Genomic DNA, 25,507 nt, shown 5'->3' on the forward strand with positions numbered 1-25,507 from the left:
TGAAATGTAAACACTGGAGCAAAGGAGGCTATTTTGACCACAACTGTACCTATTCATCCGTTACCTGAAATTCTGCTGCTAACTCACGGCGGCTGGGGGCTGCAGCTCTGCAACAGTCTGCGCATGGTGATGGGCGAAATCGAAGGCGTGACGGAAATCGCGCTGATGCCCGTCGATACGCTGGGCGAGTTTTACCAGCGCGTCGAAGCCGTGGTGAAAACCATGCCGGAAGGTTCGCTTATCGTGACCGATTTTATCGGCGGCACCACCTCTAACGTGGCGGCGCGGCTGAGCGCCGATTATCCGGTGGCGGTGATCTCCGGGCTTAATGCCTCGCTGCTGCTGGAGGCGCTGGACAAGCGCGAACATGGCCCACTGACCGCCTGCGTGGCCGATCTGGTGGAAGCTGGGCGCAACAGTTGCCTGGACGTCGTCTCCCATATTCGTCAATTACAACAGTAAGGAAAATCGTATGGCAAACATCGTGTTATGTCGCATTGACAGCCGTCTTATCCACGGACAGGTGGTGACGAAGTGGGTAGGGCAGTCTCAGGCCAACCGTATTGCGGTGGTCAGCGACGAGCTGGACGCCGATCCGTTTATGAAAAATATCTACCTGATGGCCGCGCCGCCGAATATCAAAGTGGACTGCTTTAGCAACCAGAGCTTCGCGGCCGCGTGGAAAGAGAACCAGCTGGGCGACGGCAACGTGCTGGTGCTGTTCCCGTCGCTGGCGGCGATTCAGGAAGCGGTGCAGCAGGGCTTTGACGTGGCTGATATTCAGGTTGGCGGTTTAGGCGGCGGGCCAAACCGTAAAGCGGTGTTCCAGAACATAACGCTGGATGAAAAAGACGTTGGCATTCTTAACGATTTGAAAAGTCGCGGCATTAAGGCTGTTTTCCAGACCATCCCGGAAGATAAACCGCAGTCGCTGGACGATATCCTGAAAAAATTCTGACCCTCTGAACATGGGATAACAAATTATGGATACCTTACTTTTTGCAAGCCTGATGGGGCTGTATTACTGGTTTGCCCGGTTGCGCCTTGGCTATACCTTCTCCGCCATGCTGTTACAGCCAGTGGTGGTGGCGGTCTTTGTCGGCCTGCTGCTCGGCAATATGCCTGCGGCGATGATTATCGGCGCGGGGATGCAGTTGGTCTATCTGGGTGTGACCTCAACGCCAGGCGGCAATGTGCCGTCAGACCCGGCGCTGGCGGCCTGTATCGCCATTCCTATCGCCGTTAAGGCCAATATGGACCCGAACCTGGCGATTGCACTGGCGATTCCATTTGGCGTTATCGGCGTATTCCTCGACCAGTTGCGTCGCACGCTAAATGCGGCCTGGGTGCATATGGCCGATAAACACGCGGAAACGGCCAATATGTCAGCCATTATGCGCTGCGCCTTTCTCTACCCGGCGCTGCTGGGGCTGGTACTACGTTTCCCAGTGGTGTTCGCCGCCAACTACTTCGGCCAGAACGTAGTGGAAAGTTTCCTCAAGCTGATGCCGCACTGGCTGACCCACTCGTTTGAAATCATGGGCGGGATTCTCCCGGCGCTGGGCTTCGCCATCACCATTATGGTGATTGGTAAAAAGAGCCTGCTGCCGTGGTTTATCGGCGGATTCTTCGCGGTGCTGTACCTCAAGGTGGACATCATGGCGATGGCGATTTTCGGCACCTGCGTGGCCTTCCTGATTAAAGGCCTGGCGAAAAATGAAGGAGCGGCATAATGAGCGACGACGTAATGCAGCATGAACTGGTTGAGCGCGCGCGGGAGTCCGGGACGCTGACCAAAGCGGATATCACCAAAGCGTGGTTTATCTACTGGCTGGGCGCGGAAGTTTCCAGCTCCTATGAGCGTTTACAGAGCCTGATTTTCTGCGCCTCGATGACGCCGATTATCAAAAAGCTCTATCCGCAAAAGGAGGAGCAGGTGGAGGCGTTAAAACGCCATCTGAACTTCTTCAACTCAGAGCAGACGTTTGGCGCGGTGATCCAGGGGATCTCCATCGCCATGGAAGAGCAAAAGACCCGCGGCGAGGCGATTAACGATGCCTCTATCACCGGGATTAAAACCGGCCTGATGGGGCCGCTGGCCGGGATGGGCGACTCCATCATCTGGGCGGCGGTGATGCCGCTGTTGATTGCTATTTTTATCCCGTTCGCCGCCAATGGCAGCGCGATGGGCGGTATTTTGCCGCTGATTCTCTACCCGGCGATTACGCTGGCAATCAGCTACGGCATGGTGCACAAGGGCTATACGCTGGGGCGCGATTCGATTATCAGTCTGCTGCAGGGAGGGCGCATCAAGGAGCTTATCTACGGCGCTAACGTACTGGGGCTTATCATGATGGGCGCGCTATCCGCGAGCTTTGTCAAGATAACCTCACCTTTAAAAATTAGCGCACTGAAAGGCTCTGAAGTGGTGGTACAGCAGATTCTGGACTCCATCGCGCCCGGCCTGCTGCCGCTGGCGGCAGTGTTCGCCATCTACTTCTATTTGGTGAAAAAGGGTCCGCGTTACACCACGATTCTGCTGTCGATTGTGGCGTTGAGCGTGGTCTGCTCGCTGCTGGGAGTGCTGTAAGCCATGACGCAGAATATCTATCAACAACTGGGACTGAAACAGGTGATTAACGCCTGCGGCAAGATGACGATTCTCGGCGTCTCCAGCGTCGCGCCGGAGGTGATGCAGGCCACCGCGCGCGCGGCATCCTCTTTCGTGGAGATTGACCAGCTGGTGGACAAAACCGGCGAGCTGGTCTCTCGCTTTACCGGGGCGGAGGATAGCTACGTTACCTCCTGTGCCTCAGCAGGGATCGCCATCGCTGTCGCCGCCGCCATTACACGCGGCGACAAGGCCCGGGTGGCGCTCATGCCGGATAGCTCCGGCATGGCCAATGAAGTGGTGATGCTGCGCGGCCATAACGTCGATTACGGTGCATCGATCCTCAGCGCGATCCGCTTAGGTGGCGGGCGCGTTGTGGAGGTGGGTTCAAGTAACCTGGCGGCTCTCTGGCAGCTGGAGAGTGCCATTACCGACGCGACCGTCGCGCTGCTGTATGTGAAGTCGCATCACTGCGTGCAGAAGGGAATGTTGAACATCGAGGACTTCGCACATGTCGCGCAGATGTACAACCTGCCGCTGATTGTCGATGCCGCCGCCGAAGAGGATTTACGTGCCTGGGTGGTGAGCGGAGCGGATATGGTGGTCTACAGCGGCGCAAAAGCCTTTAACGCGCCGACCTCCGGGTTTATCACTGGTAAAAAAATCTGGATTGCAGCCTGCAAAGCGCAGCATCACGGCATTGCCAGGGCGATGAAAATCGGCAAGGAGAACATGGTTGGGCTGGTTTACGCGCTGGAGAATTATCACCAGGGGCAGGCAGTCATCACCGCGGAACAGCTCCAGCCAGTGGTTGAAGCGATTTCTGCGATTCACGGGTTAACGGCTGATATTGAGCAGGATGAAGCCGGGCGTGCAATCTGGCGTATTCGTATTCGAGTAAATGCGCAGGAATTGGGAGTTGACGCTCGCGTCGTCGAAGCGCAACTGCGTGGTGGCGATATCGCGATTTATGCACGGCGGTATAACCTCCACCAGGGCGTTTTTAGCCTTGATCCGCGTACGGTGGCGGAAGGGGAAATGGCACTTATCGTGGCGCGACTGAAGGAGATTGCAGATCATGCAAAAGATTAATTTCTATCGTAATCGCGTGGCAATTAATGTGCTGGCGAAAGATATCGCCAATGCCCGTGAAATCTTTGACGCCGCCGAAGGCCACGCAGTGATTGGCGTGCTTTCCGCGCAGTTCTCCTCGGTGGATGAGGGGATCCAGGAAGTTAAACGTTGGATGGCGGAAATACCGTCCATTTCAGTAGGTCTGGGGGCGGGTGACCCGGCGCAGTATTACAAAGCTGCGATGATTGCGGCGCAGATTCATCCAGCACACGTTAACCAGACCTTTACCGGTTGTGGTTTCGCGGCAGGCGCGCTTGCGGCTACGGGCGGTGAGCAGACCCATGTCAACGCGCTGGTTAGCCCGACGGGGACGCCGGGCGAAGTGCTGATTTCCACCGGCGTTAGCAGCAGCCAGGGTACGCCTGCCCGCGTCTCCTGCGATACGGCGGTGCGAATGATGCTAGATATGGGCGCACACGCGGCGAAGTTCTTTCCGATGGGCGGCGAGAGGTCGCTTCCGGAGCTATACGCGCTGGCGACCACGGCGGCGCGCAATGGTATGACGCTGATTGAGCCGACTGGCGGGATTGATTTGGATAACTTCAGTGTGATTCTGAAAACTTGTCTGGAGGCGGGGGTGCCGCGCATTATGCCACATGTTTACAGCTCGATTATAGACCCTGATACGGGATATACCCGACCGGATGATGTAGCCGTTTTGCTAAATAAAGTGAAATCACTACTCTGATCGGGGATTCAGGCGTTACCGACCTACAATTATGTTGTAGATCGGTATGTCTGACTTACTTAACCCCATCCGCGCTCATACGATCGCGAATATGCTGGGCGCGTTCGGCGGATGCAGGATGGTCGTCAAACATTGAGCTTTGGCGACCTTCTTCCAGTTTTGCCAGTTTTTCAAAGCTGGTGGCAAGACCTGCCGGGCTGATGCCGCGTTGGCGCAGAAGATCGTAAGAATAATCATCGGCTTCTGCTTCCTGGCGCTGGGAGAATTGCGAATTGACTAATTTCTCGCCCAGATCACCAAGTTGTGATTGAGATAAACTGCCGACAATCCCGCCCGCAGAGGCCGCAGCTACTCGCACGGCATTTGTACCAAGCGCCACCTGCATCCCTTTCTTCACATGGCCTAACGCCACGTGCCCCATCTCGTGACCGATCACCGCTTCGACTTCGTTATCCGTCATCATATCCATCAGCCCGCTATAGACGCGGATACAGCCGTTAGCCATTGCAAAGGCGTTCACATCCTTCGCCATATACACTTTGTAATTCACCGGCTGACCGTTGATATTGTTGCCTAGCGCATTGGCAATAGTTGTCAGACGTTTAGCGTATTCGCTATTGGCTGGCGCAATCGTCGCCTTGCTGTCCATCTCCTGACATGCCTGATCGCTCAGGGTTTTCACCTGCGCATCACTCAAACTGTAAGCCTGAAAAGCTTCCGCTCCTGATGAGAGCAGTCCGTTGGAGTCCATATTCTGGCAACCAGTCAGTACCGTTGCCACGCTCATTGCTACCAATAAGGCGCGAATTTTCATGTTTTCTCTTCCGCACAAGGTCAGGATTATTCTAAAAATGCGCCGTTTGCAGGTGAATCGACGCTCAGTCTCAGTATAAGGAAAAGCGCAGCGGACGGGCGAGTAGATTGCGCAACATGCGAGCATGATCCAGAGATTTCTGAAGCGGCAAAAGGATGTTCCATGTACATGACGCGCGGCTTGCGGTAAATTGTTGGCAAATTTTCCGGCGTAGCCCAAAACGCGCTGTCGTCAAGTCGTTAAGGGCGTGCCCTTCATCATCCGATCTGGAGTCAAAATGTCCTCACGTAAAGAGCTTGCCAATGCTATTCGTGCGCTGAGCATGGACGCAGTACAGAAAGCCAAATCCGGTCACCCGGGTGCCCCTATGGGTATGGCTGACATTGCCGAAGTCCTGTGGCGTGATTTCCTGAAACACAACCCGCAGAATCCGTCCTGGGCTGACCGTGACCGCTTCGTGCTGTCCAACGGCCACGGCTCCATGCTGATCTACAGCCTGCTGCACCTCACCGGTTACGATCTGCCGATGGAAGAACTGAAAAACTTCCGTCAGCTGCACTCTAAAACTCCGGGTCACCCGGAAGTGGGTTACACCGCTGGTGTGGAAACCACCACCGGTCCGCTGGGTCAGGGTATTGCCAACGCAGTCGGTATGGCGATTGCAGAAAAAACGCTGGCGGCGCAGTTTAACCGTCCGGGCCACGACATTGTCGACCACTACACCTATGCCTTCATGGGCGACGGCTGCATGATGGAAGGCATCTCCCACGAAGTTTGCTCTCTGGCGGGTACGCTGAAGCTGGGTAAACTGATTGCGTTCTACGATGACAACGGTATCTCTATTGATGGTCACGTTGAAGGCTGGTTCACCGACGACACCGCAATGCGTTTCGAAGCTTACGGCTGGCACGTTATTCGCGACATCGACGGTCATGACGCGGCATCCATCAAACGCGCAGTAGAAGAAGCGCGCGCAGTGACTGACAAACCGTCCCTGCTGATGTGCAAAACCATCATCGGTTTCGGTTCCCCGAACAAAGCCGGTACTCACGACTCCCACGGTGCGCCGCTGGGCGACGCTGAAATTGCCCTGACCCGCGAACAGCTGGGCTGGAAATATGCACCGTTCGAAATCCCGTCTGAAATCTATGCTCAGTGGGATGCGAAAGAAGCAGGCCAGGCGAAAGAATCCGCATGGAACGAGAAATTCGCTGCTTACGCGAAAGCTTATCCGCAGGAAGCCGCTGAATTTACCCGCCGTATGAAAGGCGAAATGCCGTCTGACTTCGACGCGAAAGCAAAAGAGTTCATTGCTAAACTGCAGGCTAACCCGGCGAAAATCGCCAGCCGTAAAGCGTCTCAGAATGCTATCGAAGCTTTCGGTCCGCTGTTGCCGGAATTCCTCGGCGGTTCTGCTGACCTGGCACCGTCTAACCTGACCCTGTGGTCTGGTTCTAAAGCAATCAACGAAGATGCTGCGGGTAACTACATCCACTACGGTGTTCGCGAGTTCGGTATGACCGCGATTGCTAACGGTATCTCCCTGCACGGTGGTTTCCTGCCGTACACCTCCACCTTCCTGATGTTCGTGGAATACGCACGTAACGCCGTACGTATGGCTGCGCTGATGAAACAGCGTCAGGTGATGGTTTACACCCACGACTCCATCGGTCTGGGCGAAGATGGCCCGACTCACCAGCCGGTAGAGCAGGTCGCTTCTCTGCGCGTAACCCCGAACATGTCTACATGGCGTCCGTGTGACCAGGTTGAATCCGCGGTCGCGTGGAAATACGGTGTTGAGCGTCAGGACGGCCCGACCGCACTGATCCTCTCCCGTCAGAACCTGGCGCAGCAGGAACGAACTGAAGAGCAACTGGCAAACATCGCGCGCGGTGGTTATGTGCTGAAAGACTGCGCCGGTCAGCCGGAACTGATTTTCATCGCTACCGGTTCAGAAGTTGAACTGGCTGTTGCTGCCTACGAAAAACTGACTGCCGAAGGCGTGAAAGCGCGCGTGGTGTCCATGCCGTCTACCGACGCATTTGACAAGCAGGATGCTGCTTACCGTGAATCCGTACTGCCGAAAGCGGTTACTGCACGCGTTGCTGTAGAAGCGGGTATTGCTGACTACTGGTACAAGTATGTTGGCCTGAACGGTGCTATCGTCGGTATGACCACCTTCGGTGAATCTGCTCCGGCAGAGCTGCTGTTTGAAGAGTTCGGCTTCACTGTTGATAACGTTGTTGCGAAAGCAAAAGAACTGCTGTAATTAGCATTTCGGGTAAAAAGGTCGCTTCGGCGACCTTTTTTATTACCTTGATATGTCCGTTTGCGGACAAGCAATAGATAAAGCGTGTTGTAGATCACAAATATTTATATGCAATAAATATCAATTATGTAATATGCATCACGATATGCGTATTGACATTTGTTGTTATATCTATAACTCAATGTTATATAAGAAATTAATAATTCACTGTTTTCAAAACATCGGTTTCCCTGCTCAATTGCTTTCATTAAACCGCACGAGTATTTTATTTTTACCGCCGGACGGTACCCTAAAAATAAAATAAGGATAATTTATGCGGCTTAGTGATTATTTTTCCAGAATCATCAATCTCAGTTATACATTCAGCAAAAGATTGGCAGGAAGCTATCGATTTCTCGATGGTATCATTGCTGGATAAAAACTATATCAGCGAGAATTACATTCAGGCAATTAAAGATTCCACCATTAACAATGGCCCTTATTATATTCTCGCACCAGGCGTGGCAATGCCTCATGCGCGACCGGAATGTGGGGCGCTTAAAACCGGGATGTCTTTGACATTACTTGAACAAGGTGTTTATTTTCCGGGGAATGACGAACCAATTAAATTACTCATCGGACTCTCTGCTGCCGATGCCGATTCGCACATTGGCGCTATTCAGGCGTTAAGTGAATTACTGTGCGAAGAAGAAATACTCGAACAACTCTTAACAGCATCATCAGAAAAACAATTAGCGGACATTATCAGCCGCGGATAATTACTCTCTCCTCTACAGGATAATATTATGGAAAACAAGTCTGCTCGTGCAAAGGTCCAGGCTTTTGGGGGCTTTTTGACTGCAATGGTCATCCCCAATATTGGTGCTTTTATTGCCTGGGGTTTTATTACTGCGTTATTTATTCCCACCGGTTGGCTGCCTAACGAACATTTCGCCAAAATTGTCGGCCCGATGATTACCTATTTATTGCCCGTGATGATTGGTTCTACAGGTGGTCATCTGGTCGGCGGTAAACGCGGGGCGGTCATGGGCGGAATAGGTACTATTGGTGTGATCGTTGGCGCAGAGATCCCGATGTTCCTTGGCTCAATGATCATGGGGCCGCTCGGTGGGTTGGTCATAAAATATGTCGATAAGGCACTGGAAAAACGCATACCTGCCGGTTTTGAGATGGTTATCAATAACTTCTCATTAGGTATCGCGGGGATGCTCCTTTGTCTGCTGGGTTTTGAAGTGATCGGCCCGGCGGTGTTAATTGCCAATACTTTCGTCAAAGAGTGTATCGAGGCGCTGGTACATGCGGGTTATCTGCCTCTGCTGTCAGTCATCAATGAACCGGCGAAAGTGCTTTTCCTTAATAATGCGATCGATCAGGGCGTCTATTATCCGCTGGGAATGCAACAGGCTTCGGTTAACGGTAAATCCATCTTCTTTATGGTGGCCTCTAACCCAGGTCCGGGCCTGGGGCTGCTGCTGGCGTTTACCTTGTTTGGTAAAGGGATGAGTAAACGTTCTGCGCCCGGGGCGATGATTATTCACTTCCTCGGTGGGATCCACGAACTGTATTTCCCATATGTGCTGATGAAGCCGCTGACTATTATTGCCATGATTGCGGGCGGTATGTCTGGTACCTGGATGTTTAACTTACTGGACGGTGGTCTGGTGGCTGGCCCAAGTCCGGGGTCTATCTTTGCTTACCTGGCACTGACGCCGAAAGGCTCGTTCCTGGCGACAATTGCCGGTGTTACGGTAGGTACCCTGGTGTCCTTTGCTATTACTTCGCTGATACTGAAGATGGAAAAAACGGTGGAAACGGAGAGCGAAGATGAGTTTGCTCAGTCAGCCAATGCGGTTAAGGCGATGAAACAAGAGGGTGCATTCTCGTTAAGCAGGGTTAAGCGTATCGCCTTTGTTTGCGATGCGGGGATGGGCTCCAGTGCGATGGGCGCGACCACCTTCCGTAAACGCCTGGAAAAAGCGGGGCTGGCAATAGAAGTAAAACATTACGCGATAGAAAACGTGCCTGCGGATGCCGATATCGTCGTTACTCATGCCAGTCTGGAAGGGCGCGTGAAACGTGTTACGGATAAACCGCTGATATTGATTAATAACTATATTGGCGATCCAAAACTCGACACTTTATTTAATCAATTAACCGCCGAACATAAACACTGATTACAGAGGTAAAAATGAAAACCAAAGTTGCTGCTATTTATGGCAAGCGGGATGTCCGTCTGCGCGAATTTGAACTGCCAGAAATTACCGATAATGAACTGTTAGAGAGTGTAATTTCTGACAGCGTCTGTTTATCGACCTGGAAAGCGGCGTTACTCGGTAGTGAACATAAACGCGTACCCGACGATTTAGAAAATCATCCGGTCATTACCGGGCATGAATGTGCCGGGGTTATTGTCGAAGTGGGTAAAAATCTCACTGGCAAATATAAAAAAGGCCAGCGTTTTGTATTGCAACCGGCGATGGGGTTACCAAGCGGATATTCAGCAGGCTACAGCTACGAATATTTTGGCGGTAACGCCACCTATATGATTATTCCCGAAATCGCCATTAATTTGGGCTGCGTATTACCGTATCACGGCTCTTATTTTGCTGCGGCGTCGCTGGCAGAGCCTATGTGCTGCATTATTGGTGCTTATCATGCCAATTATCACACCACGCAATATGTTTATGAGCATCGCATGGGCGTCAAACCTGGCGGCAATATTGCACTGCTGGCGTGTGCGGGTCCGATGGGCATTGGCGCTATCGATTACGCCATTAACGGTGGCATACAACCGTCACGGGTGGTGGTGGTCGATATCGACGACAAACGCCTGGCGCAGGTGCAGAAGCTGCTGCCGGTGGATCTGGCGGCCAGTAAAGGCATTGAGCTGGTGTATGTGAATACCAAAGGGATGAGCGATCCGGTCCAGACGCTGCGGGCGCTGACAGGAGATGTCGGGTTCGATGACATTTTTGTTTATGCGGCGGTGCCTGCTGTCGTTGAGATGGCTGACGAATTACTGGCGGAAGATGGCTGTCTGAACTTCTTTGCCGGGCCGACGGATAAAAACTTCAAAGTGCCGTTTAATTTCTACAACGTCCATTACAACAGCACGCACGTCGTCGGTACATCCGGCGGTTCAACGGACGACATGAAAGAGGCGATTGCGTTAAGCGCCACGGGGCAGTTGCAGCCGTCCTTTATGGTCACGCATATCGGTGGGCTGGATGCGGTGCCAGATACCGTGCTCAATCTGCCGGATATCCCTGGCGGTAAAAAACTCATTTATAACGGCGTGACCATGCCGCTCACTGCCATTGCCGATTTTGCCGAAAAAGGCAAAACCGATCCGCTGTTTAAAGAGCTGGCGCGGCTGGTTGAGGAAACGCACGGCATCTGGAATGAGCAGGCCGAGAAATATCTGCTGGCGCAATTTGGCGTTGATATTGGGGAGGCCGCGCAATGATGTCCCTGGCGTGGCCATTATTTCGCGTTACGGAACAGGCAGCGTTGGCTGCCTGGCCGCAAACCGGATGTGGCGACAAAAATAAAATTGATGGCCTGGCGGTCACCGCGATGCGCCAGGCATTAAACGACGTCGCTTTTCGTGGACGAGTGGTTATCGGCGAAGGAGAAATTGACCATGCGCCGATGCTGTGGATTGGCGAAGAGGTGGGCAAAGGCGATGGGCCAGAAGTCGATATCGCGGTTGACCCGATTGAAGGCACGCGGATGGTAGCGATGGGGCAGAGCAATGTGCTGGCGGTCATGGCTTTCGCCCCTCGAGATAGCCTGTTACATGCGCCCGATATGTATATGAAAAAGCTGGTTGTTAATCGACTGGCTGCCGGGGCGATTGATCTGTCTTTGCCTCTGGCGGACAACTTGCGCAACGTGGCGCGGGCGTTAGGCAAACCGCTGGACAAGCTGCGCATGGTTACGCTGGATAAACCGCGCCTGAGTGCCGCGATTGAAGAAGCAACACAGCTGGGCGTGAAGGTTTTCGCTCTGCCGGATGGCGATGTCGCCGCCAGCGTGCTGACCTGCTGGCAGGATAATCCTTACGACGTGATGTACACCATCGGCGGTGCGCCAGAAGGCGTGATTTCTGCCTGTGCCGTTAAAGCATTAGGTGGGGATATGCAGGCCGAGCTGATTGACTTTTGTCAGGCTAAAGGGGATTACACGGAAAATCGGCAGATTGCAGAGCAGGAGCGCAAGCGTTGTAAGGCAATGGGCGTTGACGTTAACCGTGTGTACTCGCTCGATGAACTGGTGAGGGGGAACGATATCCTCTTTAGCGCTACGGGCGTGACGGGCGGCGAGTTGGTGAACGGTATCCAACAGACGGCGAATGGGGTGCGGACGCAGACATTACTGATCGGCGGCGCGGACCAAACGTGTAATATAATAGACTCCCTGCATTGATGGTGATCTATCGGAAGACCAATGGCGACGCTGACAGAAGATGATGTGCTTGAGCAACTGGATGCACAGGACAATTTATTTTCATTTATGAAAACTGCGCATTCTATTTTGCTCCAGGGGATACGCCAGTTTCTGCCGTCGCTGTTTGTCGATAACGATGAAGAGATCGTCGAATATGCAGTGAAGCCGTTACTCGCCCAAAGCGGCCCGCTTGACGATATTGATGTTGCACTGCGTTTGATTTATGCGCTGGGGAAAATGGATAAATGGCTGTACGCCGATATCACGCATTTTTCCCAGTTCTGGCATTACCTGAACGAACAGGATGAAACGCCCGGATTTGCCGATGACATGACCTGGGATTTTATCAGCAACGTCAATAGCATAACCTGCAATGCGACGCTCTATGACGCGTTGAAAGCGATGAAGTTCGCCGATTTCGCCGTCTGGTCAGAGGCGCGTTTTAGCGGAATGGTCAAAACGGCGCTGACGCTGGCAGTAACGACAACTTTAAAGGAATTAACGCCGTGAATATCGAACTGACGGTGAATGGACTAAAGGTACAGGCTCAGTACTCTGATGATGAAATTGAGAATGTTCATAAACCGCTACTGCGTATGCTGGCGGCCTTACAGGCGGTAAGTTCGCAGCGACGTACGGTGGTTTTTCTTTGCGCTCCGCCGGGGACGGGTAAATCTACCTTAACTACCTTCTGGGAATATCTCGCGCAACAAGACCCGGAACTGCCCGCTATTCAGACGCTCCCGATGGATGGTTTTCACCATTACAATAGCTGGCTGGACGCGCATCAATTGCGCCCCTTCAAAGGCGCACCAGAGACATTTGACGTTGTGAAACTGGCGGAAAATCTGCGCCAGGTCGTGGAAGGAGATTGTACGTGGCCGCAGTACGATCGACAAAAGCATGATCCTGTTGAAGATGCGTTGCACGTTACCGCACCACTCGTCATCGTCGAAGGAAACTGGTTGTTGCTGGACGACGAGAAGTGGTGCCAGCTTGCGCAATTTTGTGATTTCTCGATCTTTATCAACGCGCCAGCTACTGCGTTGCGGGAACGACTGGTAGGGCGCAAGCTGGCGGGAGGGGTATCGCTGGCAGACGCAGAAGCTTTTTATGACCGTACCGACGGGCCGAATGTTCGCCGGGTGCTGGAAGAGAGTCTGCCTGCAAATTTGACCTTAATGATGACCGCTACGGGTGAATATCGTCTGGTGGATTAACGTTCCTGATTAGACCATCTTCCAGTCGCACCACACGAGAGAAATGACGCCGGGTAAATGCGGCGTCATGACTGATTGCTACGACGCTCGTGCCTCGCTGGCGGCACTTCTCCAGCCAGCTTTCAAACACGCTCAACCAATTTTCGTCAAAATCCCGACTCGGCTCGTCCAGCAGCAATAGTGGCGGAGAGAGTGCTTCCAGGCAGGCGACGGCGACCATCCGTCGCTGCGCACTATGCAGATCCAACGGGTGCGCGTTGGCAGTGTCTGCTAACTGACAACATTGCAGGGCAGCATGGGTACGTTGAGTGATTTCATCCGCCGGGCATTTTTGCAGTTTCAAACCAAATGCGATCTCGTCAGCGACGGTGCTGTGAAAAAGTTGGTTTTCCGCTTCCTGAAACAGTACGCCAATCTTTGCCGCGCGCTGGCGGTTTTTCAGGTTTTTCATCGCCTGTTGTTGCAGCATAACCGTACCGGCTGTGGGCGTAAGAAGACCTGCCATTACTCGTAACAGCGTCGATTTCCCTGCGCCATTGTCGCCGGTCAGCGCCAACCATTCACCTTGTTTGAGTTGCAGAGAAATGTCGCAAAGACAATCCGTTGCCGCGCCAGGCCAGCGATAAGATATCTTATTTAACGTTAACATAGTGGCTGGAGCGCTCCGTTTTGCAATTGCCACGCTTGCTGGCAGTAGTTCAGGAAAGGTGTGCGATGACGTTCAAAAAGAATAATCAGCGAACCACGTTCAAACGCCCAGTGTTGTAAGCGCTGCAACAGCATTTCGCTGGCCTGCGGAGTCAGGCGGCTAAAGGCTTCATCAAGAATTAAGAGCTTTGGCTGCATCGCGATGGCGCAGGCGATGACCACGCGCTGTGTCTCTCCACCGGAGAGTGTTGCCGGGTGACGATGGCGCAACGGCTGGCACTCGGTCAGAGTCAGGGCGGCATCAATCCGCGCCATAATCTCTGCTTCAGCAAGACACAGATTTTCTGGCCCAAAGGCAACTTCTTCTTCCACGCTAAAGGTACAGCCGGAGAGCTGCAAATAGGGCGATTGCTGGACGAGCTGGATGGTGGCGGATTGTTCATTAAGCGGGAGATGCCCAATGGGCGTACCGAGGAGCGTCCCCGTGCCTGTTATCTCTCCTGGCAGAAAGTCCGGATACCAGCCCGCCATCAGCTGTGCCAGCGTACTTTTGCCACTGCCGTTGTCACCAAAGATGGCGACCATCCCCGGTTTGACATAGTGAAAGTCATAACAGAACGGAGGATGCGTTGAGTGTGTCGGGCAATAACGGAACTGTTCTAACGTAACCATATCCACGCTCCGAATTCTGTCAGCATCAGCAAGATCATGGTGTAACGCGCTACGCGTTGTAGGGTGCTATCGGCTGGTGCCCACAACGTTGTTCGTCGGTTGTGGATCCGAAATGCCCGCATATCCAGCGCCGCACCACGGACAGCCAGATCGTTAAGCGCATTGTGTGTTAGCGGAATAATTAACGCGGGCATCGCACGTAAACGCTGATACCAGCCCTCATCCAGCGGCACGCCGCGGGCACGCTGCGCTTCATGAATAATCGCTAATTGCCGTTTTAACTGCTCAACGACCAATAACGGCCCGGCAAACAGATAAGCGACGCCTGGCGGCAGGCGAGAAGCAAACAGAGCGCGAATAAAACATTGCACGGGGACGTACTGCATCCACAACTGTGAGGTTGAAACAATCGCCAGAATCCGCAACCAGAGCGTAATAGCATGCGACCACCGTTCTGGCGAGCGTGGCGTGCCGCTTAGCCATTCTGGTAGCCAGCCACCGTGTACCAGCCACAGCCCGGCTCCCAGCGAGAACATCAGCCAGACGACATATTTTGCCCGCCGCCGCGTGGCCTTTAGCGCAATAAGGCAGAAAAAGGTCGCCGCGCTATAGATTGGCAAAATGGTCTGCGCGGGCAGGATAAGCGTGGTGCAGGCCGCCAATGCCCACAGTGTTAATGAGGTAAATGGATGCATTTAGCGCACGGCAGCCATTGCCGGAAAATGGCGCGTGGTGCGAATCGGCAGCTGGCGCAGTAAAAGCCAGACAATCACCGCTGTAAGAATTTTATCGACCAGGTTCGCGCCTATCACCGTAATCGCCACCGACTCCACCAGGTTTTGCCCCATCGAGTGCATCCAGGCAACGAACAAATCGGCTCCGCTACCGGTGACACCGCCGAACAGCGCAGTACGCAGCGGTACAGCGACGACCGTTACCGCAAGCGTAATAATCACGCCGCTGACAACGACTTTTGGCAGGGTGCGAAACCAACCCGCTCGCGCCAGGCAACCGGCGACCAGGCCGATGACCATCGCGACGGGTGCAAATGCGGCGGCGATCGGGTTGGTCAGCAATCCCCAGAGTAAATTGGTCAGTAAGCCGGTCAGCATTCCGATCACCGGACCAAGCAGTACCGCGCTAATAAGTGTGCCGATGGAGTCGAGAAATATAGGTAATTTGACCATGCTGGCCAGTTGCCCGCCGATCATATTGATGGCGATAGATATAACGATCAACACCAGTGCCTGACTGGAAAAGTGGCTACGCGCCATAAGAAAACCTCTTTGAAAGTAGTTATTTAACGGGGGAAATATGCAACTCGTCGTAACCAGAAAGCGCGCAAGGTTGGCGGCTAAACGCCAGTTCCTCAAGGCTACCGATCACCAGTTCAAGCGTGGTCCGCACGGTACAGCCGGGCATCATATGACCGCCAAGCATCGTGCCGTGTGGATCGGAAACGCAGAGATGAAGATGCTCACCACTCTGTTCCAGCGTGCCGTTTAGTGAGATCACTTCGAATGTACCGTTCAGGAGCGTGGTGCCTTCTTGCCCGGCATAGCGCAAGGCGACGTCAGTCAGGCTACCGGTACAGCCTGCAATCCAGGCGGCATGAAGTTGATGCTGCTGTGCAAAAGCGTGTAGCTGGGAAAAAACTTCCTGCCCGGGGAGGAGGCGCAGTGCGTAAAAGCGTGCGGAGGAAGAATATGGGTAGGGCAATGTCATCATTGGAGTACTCCGAAACTCGGACGTATTGCGGATAATATCGACGCTGCATCAGTCATATTCTGATATAAGTCAGGGTTTGTGACGGCACAACGAAAAGATTTTGCTACGCTTATTCGTGATTCTGCAAAGTGGAATAAATTCCACAGGGGCGGGGCTGAAAACGTGACGTAAGTCAGATAATTGCTTTCTTTGACTGGACAATCATTCCTTTTATTCCACGTTTCGCTTATCCTAGCTGAAGCGTTTCAGTCGATTAAATGTTCGACAATTAACCAATCAGTCGCAGTTTGCGACAGGTAAGGTTTCCCCGGACGATTTGCTGGATTACTCTGTCTGGCAAATTTGCTCAGGGAAAACCTTGCAGGAGATCTATGACCGTACGCGTAGCGATAAATGGCTTCGGTCGCATCGGGCGTAATGTGGTTCGTGCTTTGTATGAATCCGGACGCCGGGCGGAAATTACCGTGGTGGCAATCAACGAACTGGCGGATGCTGCGGGCATGGCGCATTTGTTGAAATATGACACCAGCCATGGCCGTTTTGCATGGGAAGTACGACAGGAACGCGATCAACTTTTTGTTGGTGATGACGCCATCCGCGTATTGCATGAACGTTCACTGCAATCGCTCCCCTGGCGTGAACTTGGCGTTGATGTAGTCCTCGACTGCACCGGCGTATATGGCTCCCGCGAGCATGGCGAAGCGCATATTGCCGCCGGGGCCAAAAAAGTGCTCTTTTCACATCCTGGCAGTAACGATCTCGACGCGACCGTTGTTTACGGCGTCAATCAGGATCAACTTCGTGCGGAACACCGCATCGTTTCTAACGCTTCCTGTACCACGAATTGCATAATTCCCGTCATCAAATTGTTAGATGATGCGTACGGTATTGAGTCCGGCACTGTGACCACAATTCACTCCGCCATGCACGATCAACAGGTTATTGATGCATACCATCCTGACCTGCGTCGCACCCGGGCAGCCAGCCAGTCGATCATTCCGGTCGATACTAAACTGGCCGCCGGTATCACACGATTTTTTCCGCAATTTAACGATCGCTTTGAAGCGATTGCGGTACGTGTGCCAACCATAAATGTGACGGCAATCGATTTAAGCGTGACGGTGAAGAAACCTGTAAAAGCCAATGAAGTCAACCTGTTGCTGCAAAAAGCAGCACAAGGTGCATTTCATGGTATAGTTGACTATACGGAATTGCCGTTGGTCTCTGTAGATTTTAACCACGATCCGCACAGTGCCATTGTCGATGGCACCCAAACCCGGGTCAGTGGCGCACACCTGATCAAAACGTTGGTCTGGTGCGATAACGAATGGGGCTTTGCTAACCGAATGCTCGACACGACGTTAGCTATGGCTACTGTTGCTTTCAGGTAAGACGCAAGCAGCGTCTGCAAAACTTTTAGAATCAACGAGAGGATTCACCATGTCTGTAATTAAGATGACCGATCTGGATCTTGCTGGGAAACGTGTATTTATCCGTGCGGATCTGAACGTACCAGTAAAAGACGGGAAAGTAACCAGCGACGCGCGTATCCGTGCTTCTCTGCCGACCATCGAACTGGCCCTGAAACAAGGCGCAAAAGTGATGGTAACTTCCCACCTGGGTCGTCCTACCGAAGGCGAGTACAACGAAGAATTCTCTCTGCTGCCGGTTGTTAACTACCTGAAAGACAAACTGTCTAACCCGGTTCGTCTGGTTAAAGATTACCTCGACGGCGTTGACGTTGCTGAAGGTGAACTGGTTGTTCTGGAAAACGTTCGCTTCAACAAAGGCGAGAAGAAAGACGACGAAACCCTGTCCAAAAAATACGCTGCACTGTGTGACGTGTTCGTAATGGACGCATTCGGTACTGCTCACCGCGCGCAGGCTTCTACTCACGGTATCGGTAAATTCGCTGACGTTGCGTGCGCAGGCCCGCTGCTGGCAGCTGAACTGGACGCGCTGGGTAAAGCACTGAAAGAACCTGCTCGCCCGATGGTGGCTATCGTTGGTGGTTCTAAAGTATCTACCAAACTGACCGTTCTGGACTCCCTGTCTAAAATCGCTGACCAGCTGATTGTTGGTGGTGGTATCGCTAACACCTTTATCGCGGCACAAGGCCACGATGTGGGTAAATCCCTGTACGAAGCTGACCTGGTTGACGAAGCTAAACGTCTGCTGACCACCTGCAACATCCCGGTTCCGTCTGATGTTCGCGTAGCAACCGAGTTCTCTGAAACTGCACCGGCTACCCTGAAATCTGTTAACGATGTGAAAGCTGACGAGCAGATCCTGGATATCGGTGATGCTTCCGCTCAGGAACTGGCTGAAATCCTGAAGAATGCGAAAACCATTCTGTGGAACGGTCCGGTTGGCGTGTTCGAATTCCCGAACTTCCGCAAAGGTACTGAAATCGTGGCTAACGCTATCGCAGACAGCGAAGCGTTCTCCATCGCTGGCGGCGGCGACACTCTGGCAGCAATTGACCTGTTCGGCATTGCTGACAAAATCTCCTACATCTCCACTGGCGGCGGCGCATTCCTCGAATTCGTGGAAGGTAAAGTACTGCCTGCAGTAGCGATGCTCGAAGAGCGCGCTAAGAAGTAAAAAATCACAGGGCAGGGAAACCTGCCCTTGTTTCAGCGCGCTTTTAGAGCACGCATTTTTTCATACTCTAAATAATTCGAGTTGCAGGAAGGCGACAAGAGAGTGAATCCCCAGGAGCTTACATAAGTAAGTGACTGGGGTGAGCGAACGCAGACGCAGCACATGCAACTTGAAGTATGATGAGTATAAGGCCCGACGATACAGGACAAGAGACATGTCTAAGATTTTTGATTTCGTAAAACCTGGCGTAATCACTGGTGATGACGTACAGAAAGTTTTCCAGGTAGCAAAAGAAAACAACTTCGCACTGCCAGCAGTAAACTGCGTCGGTACTGACTCCATCAACGCCGTACTGGAAACTGCTGCTAAAGTTAAAGCGCCGGTTATCGTTCAGTTCTCCAACGGTGGTGCTTCCTTTATCGCTGGTAAAGGCGTGAAATCTGACGTTCCGCAGGGTGCTGCTATCCTGGGCGCGATCTCTGGTGCGCATCACGTTCACCAGATGGCTGAACATTATGGTGTTCCGGTTATCCTGCACACTGACCACTGCGCGAAGAAACTGCTGCCGTGGATCGACGGTCTGCTGGACGCGGGTGAAAAACACTTCGCAGCTACCGGCAAGCCGCTGTTCTCTTCTCACATGATCGACCTGTCTGAAGAATCTCTGCAAGAGAACATCGAAATCTGCTCTAAATACCTGGAGCGTATGTCCAAAATCGGCATGACTCTGGAAATCGAACTGGGTTGCACCGGTGGTGAAGAAGACGGCGTGGACAACAGCCACATGGACGCTTCTGCACTGTACACCCAGCCGGAAGACGTTGATTACGCATACACCGAACTGAGCAAAATCAGCCCGCGTTTCACCATCGCAGCGTCCTTCGGTAACGTACACGGTGTTTACAAGCCGGGTAACGTGGTTCTGACTCCGACCATCCTGCGTGATTCTCAGGAATATGTTTCCAAGAAACACAACCTGCCGCACAACAGCCTGAACTTCGTATTCCACGGTGGTTCCGGTTCTACTGCTCAGGAAATCAAAGACTCCGTAAGCTACGGCGTAGTAAAAATGAACATCGATACCGATACCCAATGGGCAACCTGGGAAGGCGTTCTGAACTACTACAAAGCGAACGAAGCTTATCTGCAGGGTCAGCTGGGTAACCCGAAAGGCGAAGATCAGCCGAACAAGAAATACTACGATCCGCGCGTATGGCTGCGTGCCGGTCAGACTTCGATGATTGCTCGTCTGGAAAAAGCATTCCAGGAACTGAACGCGATCGACGTTCTGTAAGATATTCCTTTCTGCTTATCTCAAGGCCCGCTCTGCGGGTCTTTTTTTCGCCAAAAGCAAAATTGCCTGATGCGCTACGCTTATCAGGCCTACACGTATCCTGCAATATATTGAATTTGCAGGTTTTTGTAGGCCGGATAAGGCGTTCACGCCGCATCCGGCATGACAAAGCGCACATTGATATCTGTCTGAGCCCCGCTCTGCGGGGATTTTTTCGCCAAAAGCAAGGTGATTCAGATGAGAAATCTGTGATCTATTTGGCAAAATTATGCTTTATTGTTTACCCTTGTCAGACTGCCCGTCATAAGGCGGCGGAGTGTATTTCTCCATTTTGAGTCAGTTGAAAAGGAATATTGAATGGAAGATTTGAATGTTGTCGATAGCATAAACGGCGCGGGAAGCTGGCTGGTAGCTAACCAGGCGCTGCTGCTAAGTTATGCAGTAAACATCGTGGCGGCACTCGCGATCATCATCGTTGGTTTGATTATCGCGCGGATGATTTCCAACGCGGTGAATCGCCTGATGATCTCCCGTAAAATCGATGCCACTGTTGCTGATTTTCTTTCTGCATTAGTCCGTTACGGTATTATCGCCTTTACTCTAATCGCTGCACTGGGACGCGTGGGTGTACAAACCGCGTCCGTCATTGCTGTACTCGGTGCCGCAGGCTTAGCTGTTGGTCTGGCTTTGCAGGGGTCACTGTCTAACCTGGCCGCTGGCGTGTTACTTGTCATGTTCCGCCCGTTCCGTGCCGGAGAATATGTTGACCTCGGCGGCGTAGCCGGTACTGTGCTGAGTGTGCAGATTTTCTCCACCACCATGCGTACTGCAGACGGTAAAATTATCGTTATTCCGAACGGTAAAATTATTGCCGGAAATATTATTAACTTCTCCCGCGAGCCAGTTCGCCGTAACGAATTTATTATTGGCGTGGCGTATGATTCCGATATCGATCAGGTTAAGCAGATCCTGACCAATATTATCCAGTCTGAAGATCGCATTTTGAAAGATCGCGAAATGACTGTGCGCCTGAACGAACTTGGTGCATCGTCGATTAATTTCGTGGTCCGCGTCTGGAGCAACAGCGGCGATCTGCAAAACGTGTACTGGGATGTGCTGGAGCGTATTAAACGTGAATTTGATGCCGCCGGTATCAGCTTCCCGTACCCGCAAATGGATGTGAACTTTAAGCGGGTGAAAGAAGACAAAGCTGCGTAATCAACGCTGAGGCCAGATAATACTCTCTGGCCTCTCTCTTATTAGTTTTTCTGATTGCCAATTAATATTATCAATTTCCGCTAATAACAATCCCGCGATATAGTCTCTGCATCAGATACTTAATTCGGAATATCCAACGTGTTTTCTTATTACTTTCAAGGTCTTGCGCTTGGCGCAGCTATGATCCTACCGCTCGGTCCACAAAATGCTTTTGTGATGAATCAGGGCATTCGTCGTCAGTACCACATTATGATTGCCTTACTTTGTGCTATCAGCGATTTGGTCCTGATTTGCGCCGGGATTTTTGGTGGCAGCGCGTTATTGATGCAGTCGCCGTGGTTGCTGGCGCTGGTCACCTGGGGCGGCGTAGCCTTCTTGCTGTGGTATGGTTTTGGCGCTTTTAAAACCGCAATGAGCAGTAATATTGAGTTAGCCAGTGCCGAAGTCCTGAAGCAAGGCAGATGGAAAATTATCGCCACCATGTTGGCAGTGACCTGGCTGAATCCGCATGTTTACCTGGATACTTTTGTTGTACTGGGCAGCCTTGGCGGGCAGCTTGACGTCGAACCAAAACGTTGGTTTGCGCTCGGGACAATTAGCGCCTCTTTCCTGTGGTTCTTTGGTCTGGCTATTCTCGCAGCCTGGCTGGCACCGCGCCTGCGCACGGCAAAATCACAGCGCATTATCAATCTGGTAGTGGGATGTGTCATGTGGTTTATAGCCTTGCAGCTGGCGAGAGACGGTATTGCTCATGCACAAGCCTTGTTCAGTTAGGCGCTATCTGATGGAAAAATAAAACAGAGGCGCTAAGCTTGCCTCCAGAGGTCCTGAATTTTGGGCAAGTCAATTAACACGGAGAGACTAACGTGAAGTTCAAAGTTATCGCCCTGGCGGCATTAATGGGTATTAGCGGGATGGCAGCGCAGGCTAACGAATTGCCGGATGGACCGCATATTGTCACCTCCGGTACGGCAAGCGTGGATGCGGTGCCAGACATTGCCACTCTTGCGATTGAAGTTAACGTGGCCGCGAAGGATGCCGCTACTGCCAAGAAACAGGCAGATGAGCGCGTCGCACAATACATTTCCTTCCTTGAACTCAATCAGATCGCGAAAAAAGATATCAGCTCAGCGAACTTACGCACCCAGCCAGATTATGATTATCAGGATGGTAAAAGTATCCTGAAAGGCTACCGCGCTGTGAGAACGGTGGAAGTCACGCTCCGTCAGTTAGACAAACTGAATTCCTTGCTGGATGGCGCGCTGAAGGCGGGTCTTAACGAAATTCGTTCTGTGTCGCTGGGCGTGGCGCAGCCGGATGCCTATAAAGACAAAGCGCGTAAGGCAGCGATTGATAACGCGATTCATCAGGCGCAGGAACTGGCGAACGGCTTTCATCGTAAACTGGGGCCGGTATATAGCGTGCGCTACCATGTTTCCAACTATCAGCCCAGCCCAATGGTGCGGATGATGAAAGCCGATGCCGCGCCGGTGTCCGCCCAGGAAACTTACGAGCAGGCCGCTATTCAGTTTGATGATCAGGTCGATGTGGTCTTCCAGTTAGAACCTGTGGATCAACAACCCGCTAAAACACCTGCAGCACAATAATACTTGTAGCCCGACGTATTCGTCGGGCTAATGCCTTTACCCGATATTGCCTCCTTTTTCTGTAATTTTCTGTAAAACCATGACGTAATCACCTATCTTTGCTCGCGGTTTCATCAAGGATAGGCTGACTGAAACGGTTAAGCGGACAAGGATGCGGGGGAGGGGGATGGACATTTTTATTTCGAAAAAGATGCGCAATTTCATTTTATTAGCGCAAACCAATAATATTGCCCGGGCGGCAGAAAAAATCCATATGACGGCTTCGCCATTTGGTAAAAGCATTGCCGCGCTGGAAGAACAAATTGGCTATACGCTATTTACCCGCAAAGATAATAATATCAGCCTCAATAAAGCCGGACAGGAACTGTATCAAAAACTGTTCCCGGTTTATCAACGGCTTTCTGCGATTGATAATGAAATCCATAACTCAGGACGTCGTTCACGAGAAATTGTGATTGGCATAGATAATACTTATCCGACAATTATTTTCGATCAGTTGATTAGTCTCGGAGATAAGTATGAAGGCGTGACCGCCCAGCCAGTTGAGTTCAGCGAAAACGGCGTTATCGATAATCTTTTTGACCGCCAGTTAGATTTTATTATCTCCCCACAGCATGTATCTGCACGAGTTCAGGAACTGGAAAACCTGACTATCAGTGAACTACCACCGCTGCGATTAGGCTTTCTCGTTTCTCGCCGTTATGAAGAGCGTCAAGAGCAAGAGCTGCTTCAGGAGCTGCCCTGGCTACAAATGCGCTTTCAGAACCGGGCCAACTTCGAAGCAATGATTGATGCGAATATGCGACCTTGTGGGATCAATCCAACCATTATTTATCGTCCCTACAGTTTTATGGCCAAAATCAGCGCCGTGGAGCGCGGACATTTTCTGACGGTGATCCCGCATTTTGCCTGGCGACTGGTGAATCCGGCAACGCTGAAATATTTTGATGCGCCGCACAGGCCGATGTATATGCAGGAATATCTTTATTCAATCAGAAATCATCGTTATACCGCCACGATGCTTCAGCATATTGCTGAAGATCGTGACGGGACGAGTCATTAACCCAGCATCGAGCCGGTTGCAATTAAATTACGGTGTAAGTCGAAGACGTGGCTAAGATCGTGGTGAATATGTCCGCCAGGCGCATTTTCCAGATAGCGATGCAGATAATCCCGATACATAGGATGTGCACAATTATCAATGATAGTGCGGGCGCGTTGAAGCGGGGAAAGACCGCGCAGATCGGCGATCCCTTGTTCGGTGATGATCACTTTGACGCTGTGTTCGCTGTGATCAACATGGCTGCACATTGGCACGACGGTTGAGATCTTGCCTTCTTTAGCAATCGACGGAGCCATAAAGATCGACAGATACGCGTTGCGTTCAAAATCACCGCTGCCGCCGATGCCGTTCATCAGATCGACCCCGGCTACGTGCGTTGAGTTGGCATGCCCGTAAATATCAAACTCCAGGCCGACGTTCAGAGCGATGACGCCCAGACGACGGATGATTTCCGGGTTATTGGAAATCTCCTGCGGACGCAACACAATGCGGCTGGCAAAGTAATCCATATTGTCGTAAATCTTGCGCAGGGAATCGGCCGAGATTGTCAGGCTGGAGGCGCTGGCCCCGCTGATTTTGCCGGTTTCCAGTAAATGCACCACCGATTCCTGTAGCACTTCCGAATACATCATAAACGGAGGAATTTCCGGGTTTTCCCCCAGACGCGCCATTACCGCATTATTGATATTGCCCACGCCACTTTGCAGCGGCAGAAATTCCGGCGGAATACGCCCATGCGCCATTTCCTGCAATAAGAACGTGACCACGTTATCGGCAATCTGCTGGCACATGGGATTTTGCTTATCCAGCATATTACCGGCGTCGGGCAAGTTGGTTTCCACGACGGCGACAATCTTTTTCGGATCGATTTGCACATAGCGGGTACCGACGCGATCCATTGCATGGAAGATCGACACGCTATTGCGCCGCGGTGGCGCGCCAGGAATCACAATATCCGCCAGTTCTGCAACGCGCGGATCGTGATAGTGATTAAGTTCAATGATCACTTTCTTCGCCCGCAGCAGCCATGTCGGCGCATTACCGATCCCGCTGGTTAACCAGACTCGACCATCCGGTGCCAGTGCCGATGCTTCGATGACGGCAACATCAATGTCGCCGAAGAAACCGTAATTGACCATTTGCGCCACTTCGCTCAAATGCAGGTCAACGAAACTCACCGCGCCCTGATTGATCTTTTTACGTAAACCGGACGATGTTTGATATGGCGCACGCCAGGAAACAGCATCGGCGTCAGAAAGTACATCGTCAGCGGCGGCGCTGATTGACGCCCCCGTCAGCAGGCGAATTTGATACGGTTTTTTGGCCTCATGCTGTTCGTTAGCTCTGCGGGCAATCGCGGTCGGTAAGGCTTTCGGCGAACCCGCTGGGGTAAAGCCGCTAAATGCCACCATGTCGTTATGCTGGATAATTTCTGCCGCTTCATCGGCGGTCATCCTTGTCCACTGAGTTTCCATTTTTACTCCTTCG

General features: G+C 52.3%; 26 protein-coding genes and 1 pseudogene. 20 read left to right on the forward strand and 7 right to left on the reverse strand.

Translation table 11 applies throughout. The features are described from left to right. The first annotated feature begins 33 nt into the window (after positions 1 to 33). Genes FTE26_RS15455 through dagF form a run of 6 tightly spaced genes read left to right on the forward strand, consistent with a single transcriptional unit; the run spans position 34 to position 4,433 of the window. Positions 34 to 462, forward strand: a complete 429-nt coding sequence (locus tag FTE26_RS15455) for a PTS sugar transporter subunit IIA (RefSeq protein ID WP_000214203.1) — start codon at positions 34 to 36, stop codon at positions 460 to 462. Positions 463 to 472: 10 nt separating this feature from the next. Then, positions 473 to 958, forward strand: coding sequence for a PTS system mannose/fructose/N-acetylgalactosamine-transporter subunit IIB (locus FTE26_RS15460; RefSeq protein ID WP_001284302.1), 486 nt, complete (start codon positions 473 to 475; stop codon positions 956 to 958). Between the two features lie 25 nt (positions 959 to 983). Further along, positions 984 to 1,733 (forward strand): PTS mannose/fructose/sorbose/N-acetylgalactosamine transporter subunit IIC, encoded by a 750-nt coding sequence (locus FTE26_RS15465; RefSeq protein WP_000380263.1) that lies wholly within the window; start codon positions 984 to 986, stop codon positions 1,731 to 1,733. Next, positions 1,730 to 2,590 (forward strand): PTS system mannose/fructose/sorbose family transporter subunit IID, encoded by an 861-nt coding sequence (locus tag FTE26_RS15470; RefSeq protein ID WP_160370941.1) that lies wholly within the window; start codon positions 1,730 to 1,732, stop codon positions 2,588 to 2,590. The genes FTE26_RS15465 and FTE26_RS15470 overlap by 4 nt, the downstream gene beginning before the upstream one ends. Before the next feature lie 3 nt (positions 2,591 to 2,593). Continuing rightward, the gene (gene dgaE, locus FTE26_RS15475; RefSeq protein ID WP_000193116.1) at positions 2,594 to 3,703 is read left to right on the forward strand and encodes a D-glucosaminate-6-phosphate ammonia lyase; all 1,110 of its coding nucleotides are present in this window, start codon (positions 2,594 to 2,596) and stop codon (positions 3,701 to 3,703) included. Beyond that, positions 3,690 to 4,433, forward strand: coding sequence for a 2-dehydro-3-deoxy-phosphogluconate aldolase (gene dagF / locus FTE26_RS15480; RefSeq protein ID WP_001169551.1), 744 nt, complete (start codon positions 3,690 to 3,692; stop codon positions 4,431 to 4,433). The genes dgaE and dagF overlap by 14 nt, the downstream gene beginning before the upstream one ends. 55 nt (positions 4,434 to 4,488) lie before the next feature. On the opposite strand, the gene loiP is transcribed toward dagF, so the two are convergent. Continuing rightward, the gene (gene loiP, locus FTE26_RS15485) at positions 4,489 to 5,247 is read right to left on the reverse strand and encodes a metalloprotease LoiP (RefSeq protein ID WP_001297457.1); all 759 of its coding nucleotides are present in this window, start codon (positions 5,245 to 5,247) and stop codon (positions 4,489 to 4,491) included. Between the two features lie 277 nt (positions 5,248 to 5,524). On the opposite strand from loiP, the gene tkt reads away from it, so the two are divergent. The 7 genes and pseudogenes from tkt (at position 5,525) to FTE26_RS15520 (ending at position 13,185) form a co-directional block, all read left to right on the forward strand. After that, on the forward strand, positions 5,525 to 7,516 hold the full coding sequence (tkt, locus tag FTE26_RS15490) for a transketolase (protein WP_000098614.1): 1,992 nt from the start codon (positions 5,525 to 5,527) through the stop codon (positions 7,514 to 7,516). A gap of 313 nt (positions 7,517 to 7,829) precedes the next feature. Beyond that, positions 7,830 to 8,274: pseudogene (gene cmtB / locus FTE26_RS15495) on the forward strand (PTS mannitol transporter subunit IIA). Between the two features lie 27 nt (positions 8,275 to 8,301). Beyond that, positions 8,302 to 9,690 (forward strand): PTS mannitol transporter subunit IICB, encoded by a 1,389-nt coding sequence (cmtA, locus tag FTE26_RS15500; protein ID WP_000428805.1) that lies wholly within the window; start codon positions 8,302 to 8,304, stop codon positions 9,688 to 9,690. Between the two features lie 14 nt (positions 9,691 to 9,704). Further along, positions 9,705 to 10,982, forward strand: a complete 1,278-nt coding sequence (locus FTE26_RS15505) for a zinc-binding dehydrogenase (RefSeq protein ID WP_000853178.1) — start codon at positions 9,705 to 9,707, stop codon at positions 10,980 to 10,982. Then, on the forward strand, positions 10,979 to 11,944 hold the full coding sequence (glpX, locus tag FTE26_RS15510; RefSeq protein ID WP_000987307.1) for a class II fructose-bisphosphatase: 966 nt from the start codon (positions 10,979 to 10,981) through the stop codon (positions 11,942 to 11,944). Before FTE26_RS15505 ends, glpX begins: the two co-directional genes overlap by 4 nt. A 21-nt stretch (positions 11,945 to 11,965) precedes the next feature. Next, a complete protein-coding gene (gene fumE / locus FTE26_RS15515; protein ID WP_000224130.1) occupies positions 11,966 to 12,475 on the forward strand; it encodes a fumarase E in 510 nt (169 codons plus the stop codon). Then, entirely contained in the window at positions 12,472 to 13,185 is a 714-nt protein-coding gene (locus FTE26_RS15520) for a nucleoside/nucleotide kinase family protein (RefSeq protein WP_001019581.1), read from the forward strand. Before fumE ends, FTE26_RS15520 begins: the two co-directional genes overlap by 4 nt. Here the strand turns inward: FTE26_RS15520 and FTE26_RS15525 are convergent. Genes FTE26_RS15525 through FTE26_RS15545 form a run of 5 tightly spaced genes read right to left on the reverse strand, consistent with a single transcriptional unit; the run spans position 13,157 to position 16,233 of the window. Then, positions 13,157 to 13,834 (reverse strand): ABC transporter ATP-binding protein, encoded by a 678-nt coding sequence (locus FTE26_RS15525; RefSeq protein ID WP_000956865.1) that lies wholly within the window; start codon positions 13,832 to 13,834, stop codon positions 13,157 to 13,159. The two genes, FTE26_RS15520 and FTE26_RS15525, sit on opposite strands and share 29 nt — an antisense overlap. Next, positions 13,828 to 14,505 (reverse strand): ABC transporter ATP-binding protein, encoded by a 678-nt coding sequence (locus FTE26_RS15530; RefSeq protein ID WP_000256969.1) that lies wholly within the window; start codon positions 14,503 to 14,505, stop codon positions 13,828 to 13,830. Before FTE26_RS15530 ends, FTE26_RS15525 begins: the two co-directional genes overlap by 7 nt. Beyond that, positions 14,493 to 15,200, reverse strand: coding sequence for an energy-coupling factor transporter transmembrane component T (locus FTE26_RS15535; RefSeq protein ID WP_000553217.1), 708 nt, complete (start codon positions 15,198 to 15,200; stop codon positions 14,493 to 14,495). The genes FTE26_RS15530 and FTE26_RS15535 overlap by 13 nt, the downstream gene beginning before the upstream one ends. Continuing rightward, a complete protein-coding gene (locus FTE26_RS15540; protein ID WP_000124317.1) occupies positions 15,201 to 15,779 on the reverse strand; it encodes an ECF transporter S component in 579 nt (192 codons plus the stop codon). It abuts the gene before it with no gap. 22 nt (positions 15,780 to 15,801) lie between these two features. After that, a complete protein-coding gene (locus FTE26_RS15545) occupies positions 15,802 to 16,233 on the reverse strand; it encodes a PPC domain-containing DNA-binding protein (RefSeq protein ID WP_000988693.1) in 432 nt (143 codons plus the stop codon). A 371-nt stretch (positions 16,234 to 16,604) separates the two neighbouring features. On the opposite strand from FTE26_RS15545, the gene epd reads away from it, so the two are divergent. From epd to srsR, 7 genes are all read left to right on the forward strand, one after another. Beyond that, positions 16,605 to 17,624, forward strand: coding sequence for an erythrose-4-phosphate dehydrogenase (gene epd, locus FTE26_RS15550; protein WP_000218480.1), 1,020 nt, complete (start codon positions 16,605 to 16,607; stop codon positions 17,622 to 17,624). 49 nt (positions 17,625 to 17,673) lie between these two features. Next, a complete protein-coding gene (gene pgk / locus FTE26_RS15555) occupies positions 17,674 to 18,837 on the forward strand; it encodes a phosphoglycerate kinase (protein ID WP_000111269.1) in 1,164 nt (387 codons plus the stop codon). Between the two features lie 214 nt (positions 18,838 to 19,051). Beyond that, positions 19,052 to 20,131, forward strand: coding sequence for a class II fructose-bisphosphate aldolase (fbaA, locus tag FTE26_RS15560; protein WP_000034372.1), 1,080 nt, complete (start codon positions 19,052 to 19,054; stop codon positions 20,129 to 20,131). Between the two features lie 357 nt (positions 20,132 to 20,488). Next, positions 20,489 to 21,349: a small-conductance mechanosensitive channel MscS gene (gene mscS / locus FTE26_RS15570; RefSeq protein ID WP_000389818.1), complete on the forward strand. Its 861-nt coding sequence runs from the start codon at positions 20,489 to 20,491 to the stop codon at positions 21,347 to 21,349. Positions 21,350 to 21,487: 138 nt separating this feature from the next. Next, on the forward strand, positions 21,488 to 22,123 hold the full coding sequence (gene argO, locus FTE26_RS15575) for an arginine exporter ArgO (RefSeq protein WP_000493346.1): 636 nt from the start codon (positions 21,488 to 21,490) through the stop codon (positions 22,121 to 22,123). A 92-nt stretch (positions 22,124 to 22,215) separates the two neighbouring features. Next, positions 22,216 to 22,956: an oxidative stress defense protein gene (locus FTE26_RS15580; protein WP_000669834.1), complete on the forward strand. Its 741-nt coding sequence runs from the start codon at positions 22,216 to 22,218 to the stop codon at positions 22,954 to 22,956. Between the two features lie 166 nt (positions 22,957 to 23,122). Next, positions 23,123 to 24,019: a LysR family transcriptional regulator SrsR gene (srsR, locus tag FTE26_RS15585; protein ID WP_000350807.1), complete on the forward strand. Its 897-nt coding sequence runs from the start codon at positions 23,123 to 23,125 to the stop codon at positions 24,017 to 24,019. On the opposite strand, the gene scpC is transcribed toward srsR, so the two are convergent. Next, positions 24,016 to 25,494 (reverse strand): propionyl-CoA:succinate CoA transferase, encoded by a 1,479-nt coding sequence (gene scpC, locus FTE26_RS15590; protein WP_000449941.1) that lies wholly within the window; start codon positions 25,492 to 25,494, stop codon positions 24,016 to 24,018. The genes srsR and scpC overlap by 4 nt on opposite strands. Positions 25,495 to 25,507: the final 13 nt, after the last annotated feature.

Origin of the sequence: Escherichia sp. S10b (genome assembly GCF_028421345.1) — a bacterium.
Taxonomy (GTDB): domain Bacteria; phylum Pseudomonadota; class Gammaproteobacteria; order Enterobacterales; family Enterobacteriaceae; genus ECMA0423.

Bases quoted from the DNA above. Each gene is read 5' to 3' on its own strand.
- FTE26_RS15530 (WP_000256969.1), bottom strand. From the start codon at position 14,505: ATGGTTACGTTAGAACAGTTCCGTTATTGCCCGACACACTCAACGCAT.
- scpC (WP_000449941.1), bottom strand. From the start codon at position 25,494: ATGGAAACTCAGTGGACAAGGATGACCGCCGATGAAGCGGCAGAAATT.
- pgk (WP_000111269.1), top strand. From the start codon at position 17,674: ATGTCTGTAATTAAGATGACCGATCTGGATCTTGCTGGGAAACGTGTA.
- FTE26_RS15525 (WP_000956865.1), bottom strand. From the start codon at position 13,834: ATGTTAACGTTAAATAAGATATCTTATCGCTGGCCTGGCGCGGCAACG.
- FTE26_RS15460 (WP_001284302.1), top strand. From the start codon at position 473: ATGGCAAACATCGTGTTATGTCGCATTGACAGCCGTCTTATCCACGGA.
- srsR (WP_000350807.1), top strand. From the start codon at position 23,123: ATGGACATTTTTATTTCGAAAAAGATGCGCAATTTCATTTTATTAGCG.
- loiP (WP_001297457.1), bottom strand. From the start codon at position 5,247: ATGAAAATTCGCGCCTTATTGGTAGCAATGAGCGTGGCAACGGTACTG.
- dgaE (WP_000193116.1), top strand. From the start codon at position 2,594: ATGACGCAGAATATCTATCAACAACTGGGACTGAAACAGGTGATTAAC.
- FTE26_RS15535 (WP_000553217.1), bottom strand. From the start codon at position 15,200: ATGCATCCATTTACCTCATTAACACTGTGGGCATTGGCGGCCTGCACC.
- fumE (WP_000224130.1), top strand. From the start codon at position 11,966: ATGGCGACGCTGACAGAAGATGATGTGCTTGAGCAACTGGATGCACAG.
- FTE26_RS15540 (WP_000124317.1), bottom strand. From the start codon at position 15,779: ATGGCGCGTAGCCACTTTTCCAGTCAGGCACTGGTGTTGATCGTTATA.
- tkt (WP_000098614.1), top strand. From the start codon at position 5,525: ATGTCCTCACGTAAAGAGCTTGCCAATGCTATTCGTGCGCTGAGCATG.
- cmtA (WP_000428805.1), top strand. From the start codon at position 8,302: ATGGAAAACAAGTCTGCTCGTGCAAAGGTCCAGGCTTTTGGGGGCTTT.
- FTE26_RS15465 (WP_000380263.1), top strand. From the start codon at position 984: ATGGATACCTTACTTTTTGCAAGCCTGATGGGGCTGTATTACTGGTTT.
- FTE26_RS15505 (WP_000853178.1), top strand. From the start codon at position 9,705: ATGAAAACCAAAGTTGCTGCTATTTATGGCAAGCGGGATGTCCGTCTG.
- mscS (WP_000389818.1), top strand. From the start codon at position 20,489: ATGGAAGATTTGAATGTTGTCGATAGCATAAACGGCGCGGGAAGCTGG.
- epd (WP_000218480.1), top strand. From the start codon at position 16,605: ATGACCGTACGCGTAGCGATAAATGGCTTCGGTCGCATCGGGCGTAAT.
- fbaA (WP_000034372.1), top strand. From the start codon at position 19,052: ATGTCTAAGATTTTTGATTTCGTAAAACCTGGCGTAATCACTGGTGAT.
- glpX (WP_000987307.1), top strand. From the start codon at position 10,979: ATGATGTCCCTGGCGTGGCCATTATTTCGCGTTACGGAACAGGCAGCG.
- FTE26_RS15545 (WP_000988693.1), bottom strand. From the start codon at position 16,233: ATGATGACATTGCCCTACCCATATTCTTCCTCCGCACGCTTTTACGCA.
- dagF (WP_001169551.1), top strand. From the start codon at position 3,690: ATGCAAAAGATTAATTTCTATCGTAATCGCGTGGCAATTAATGTGCTG.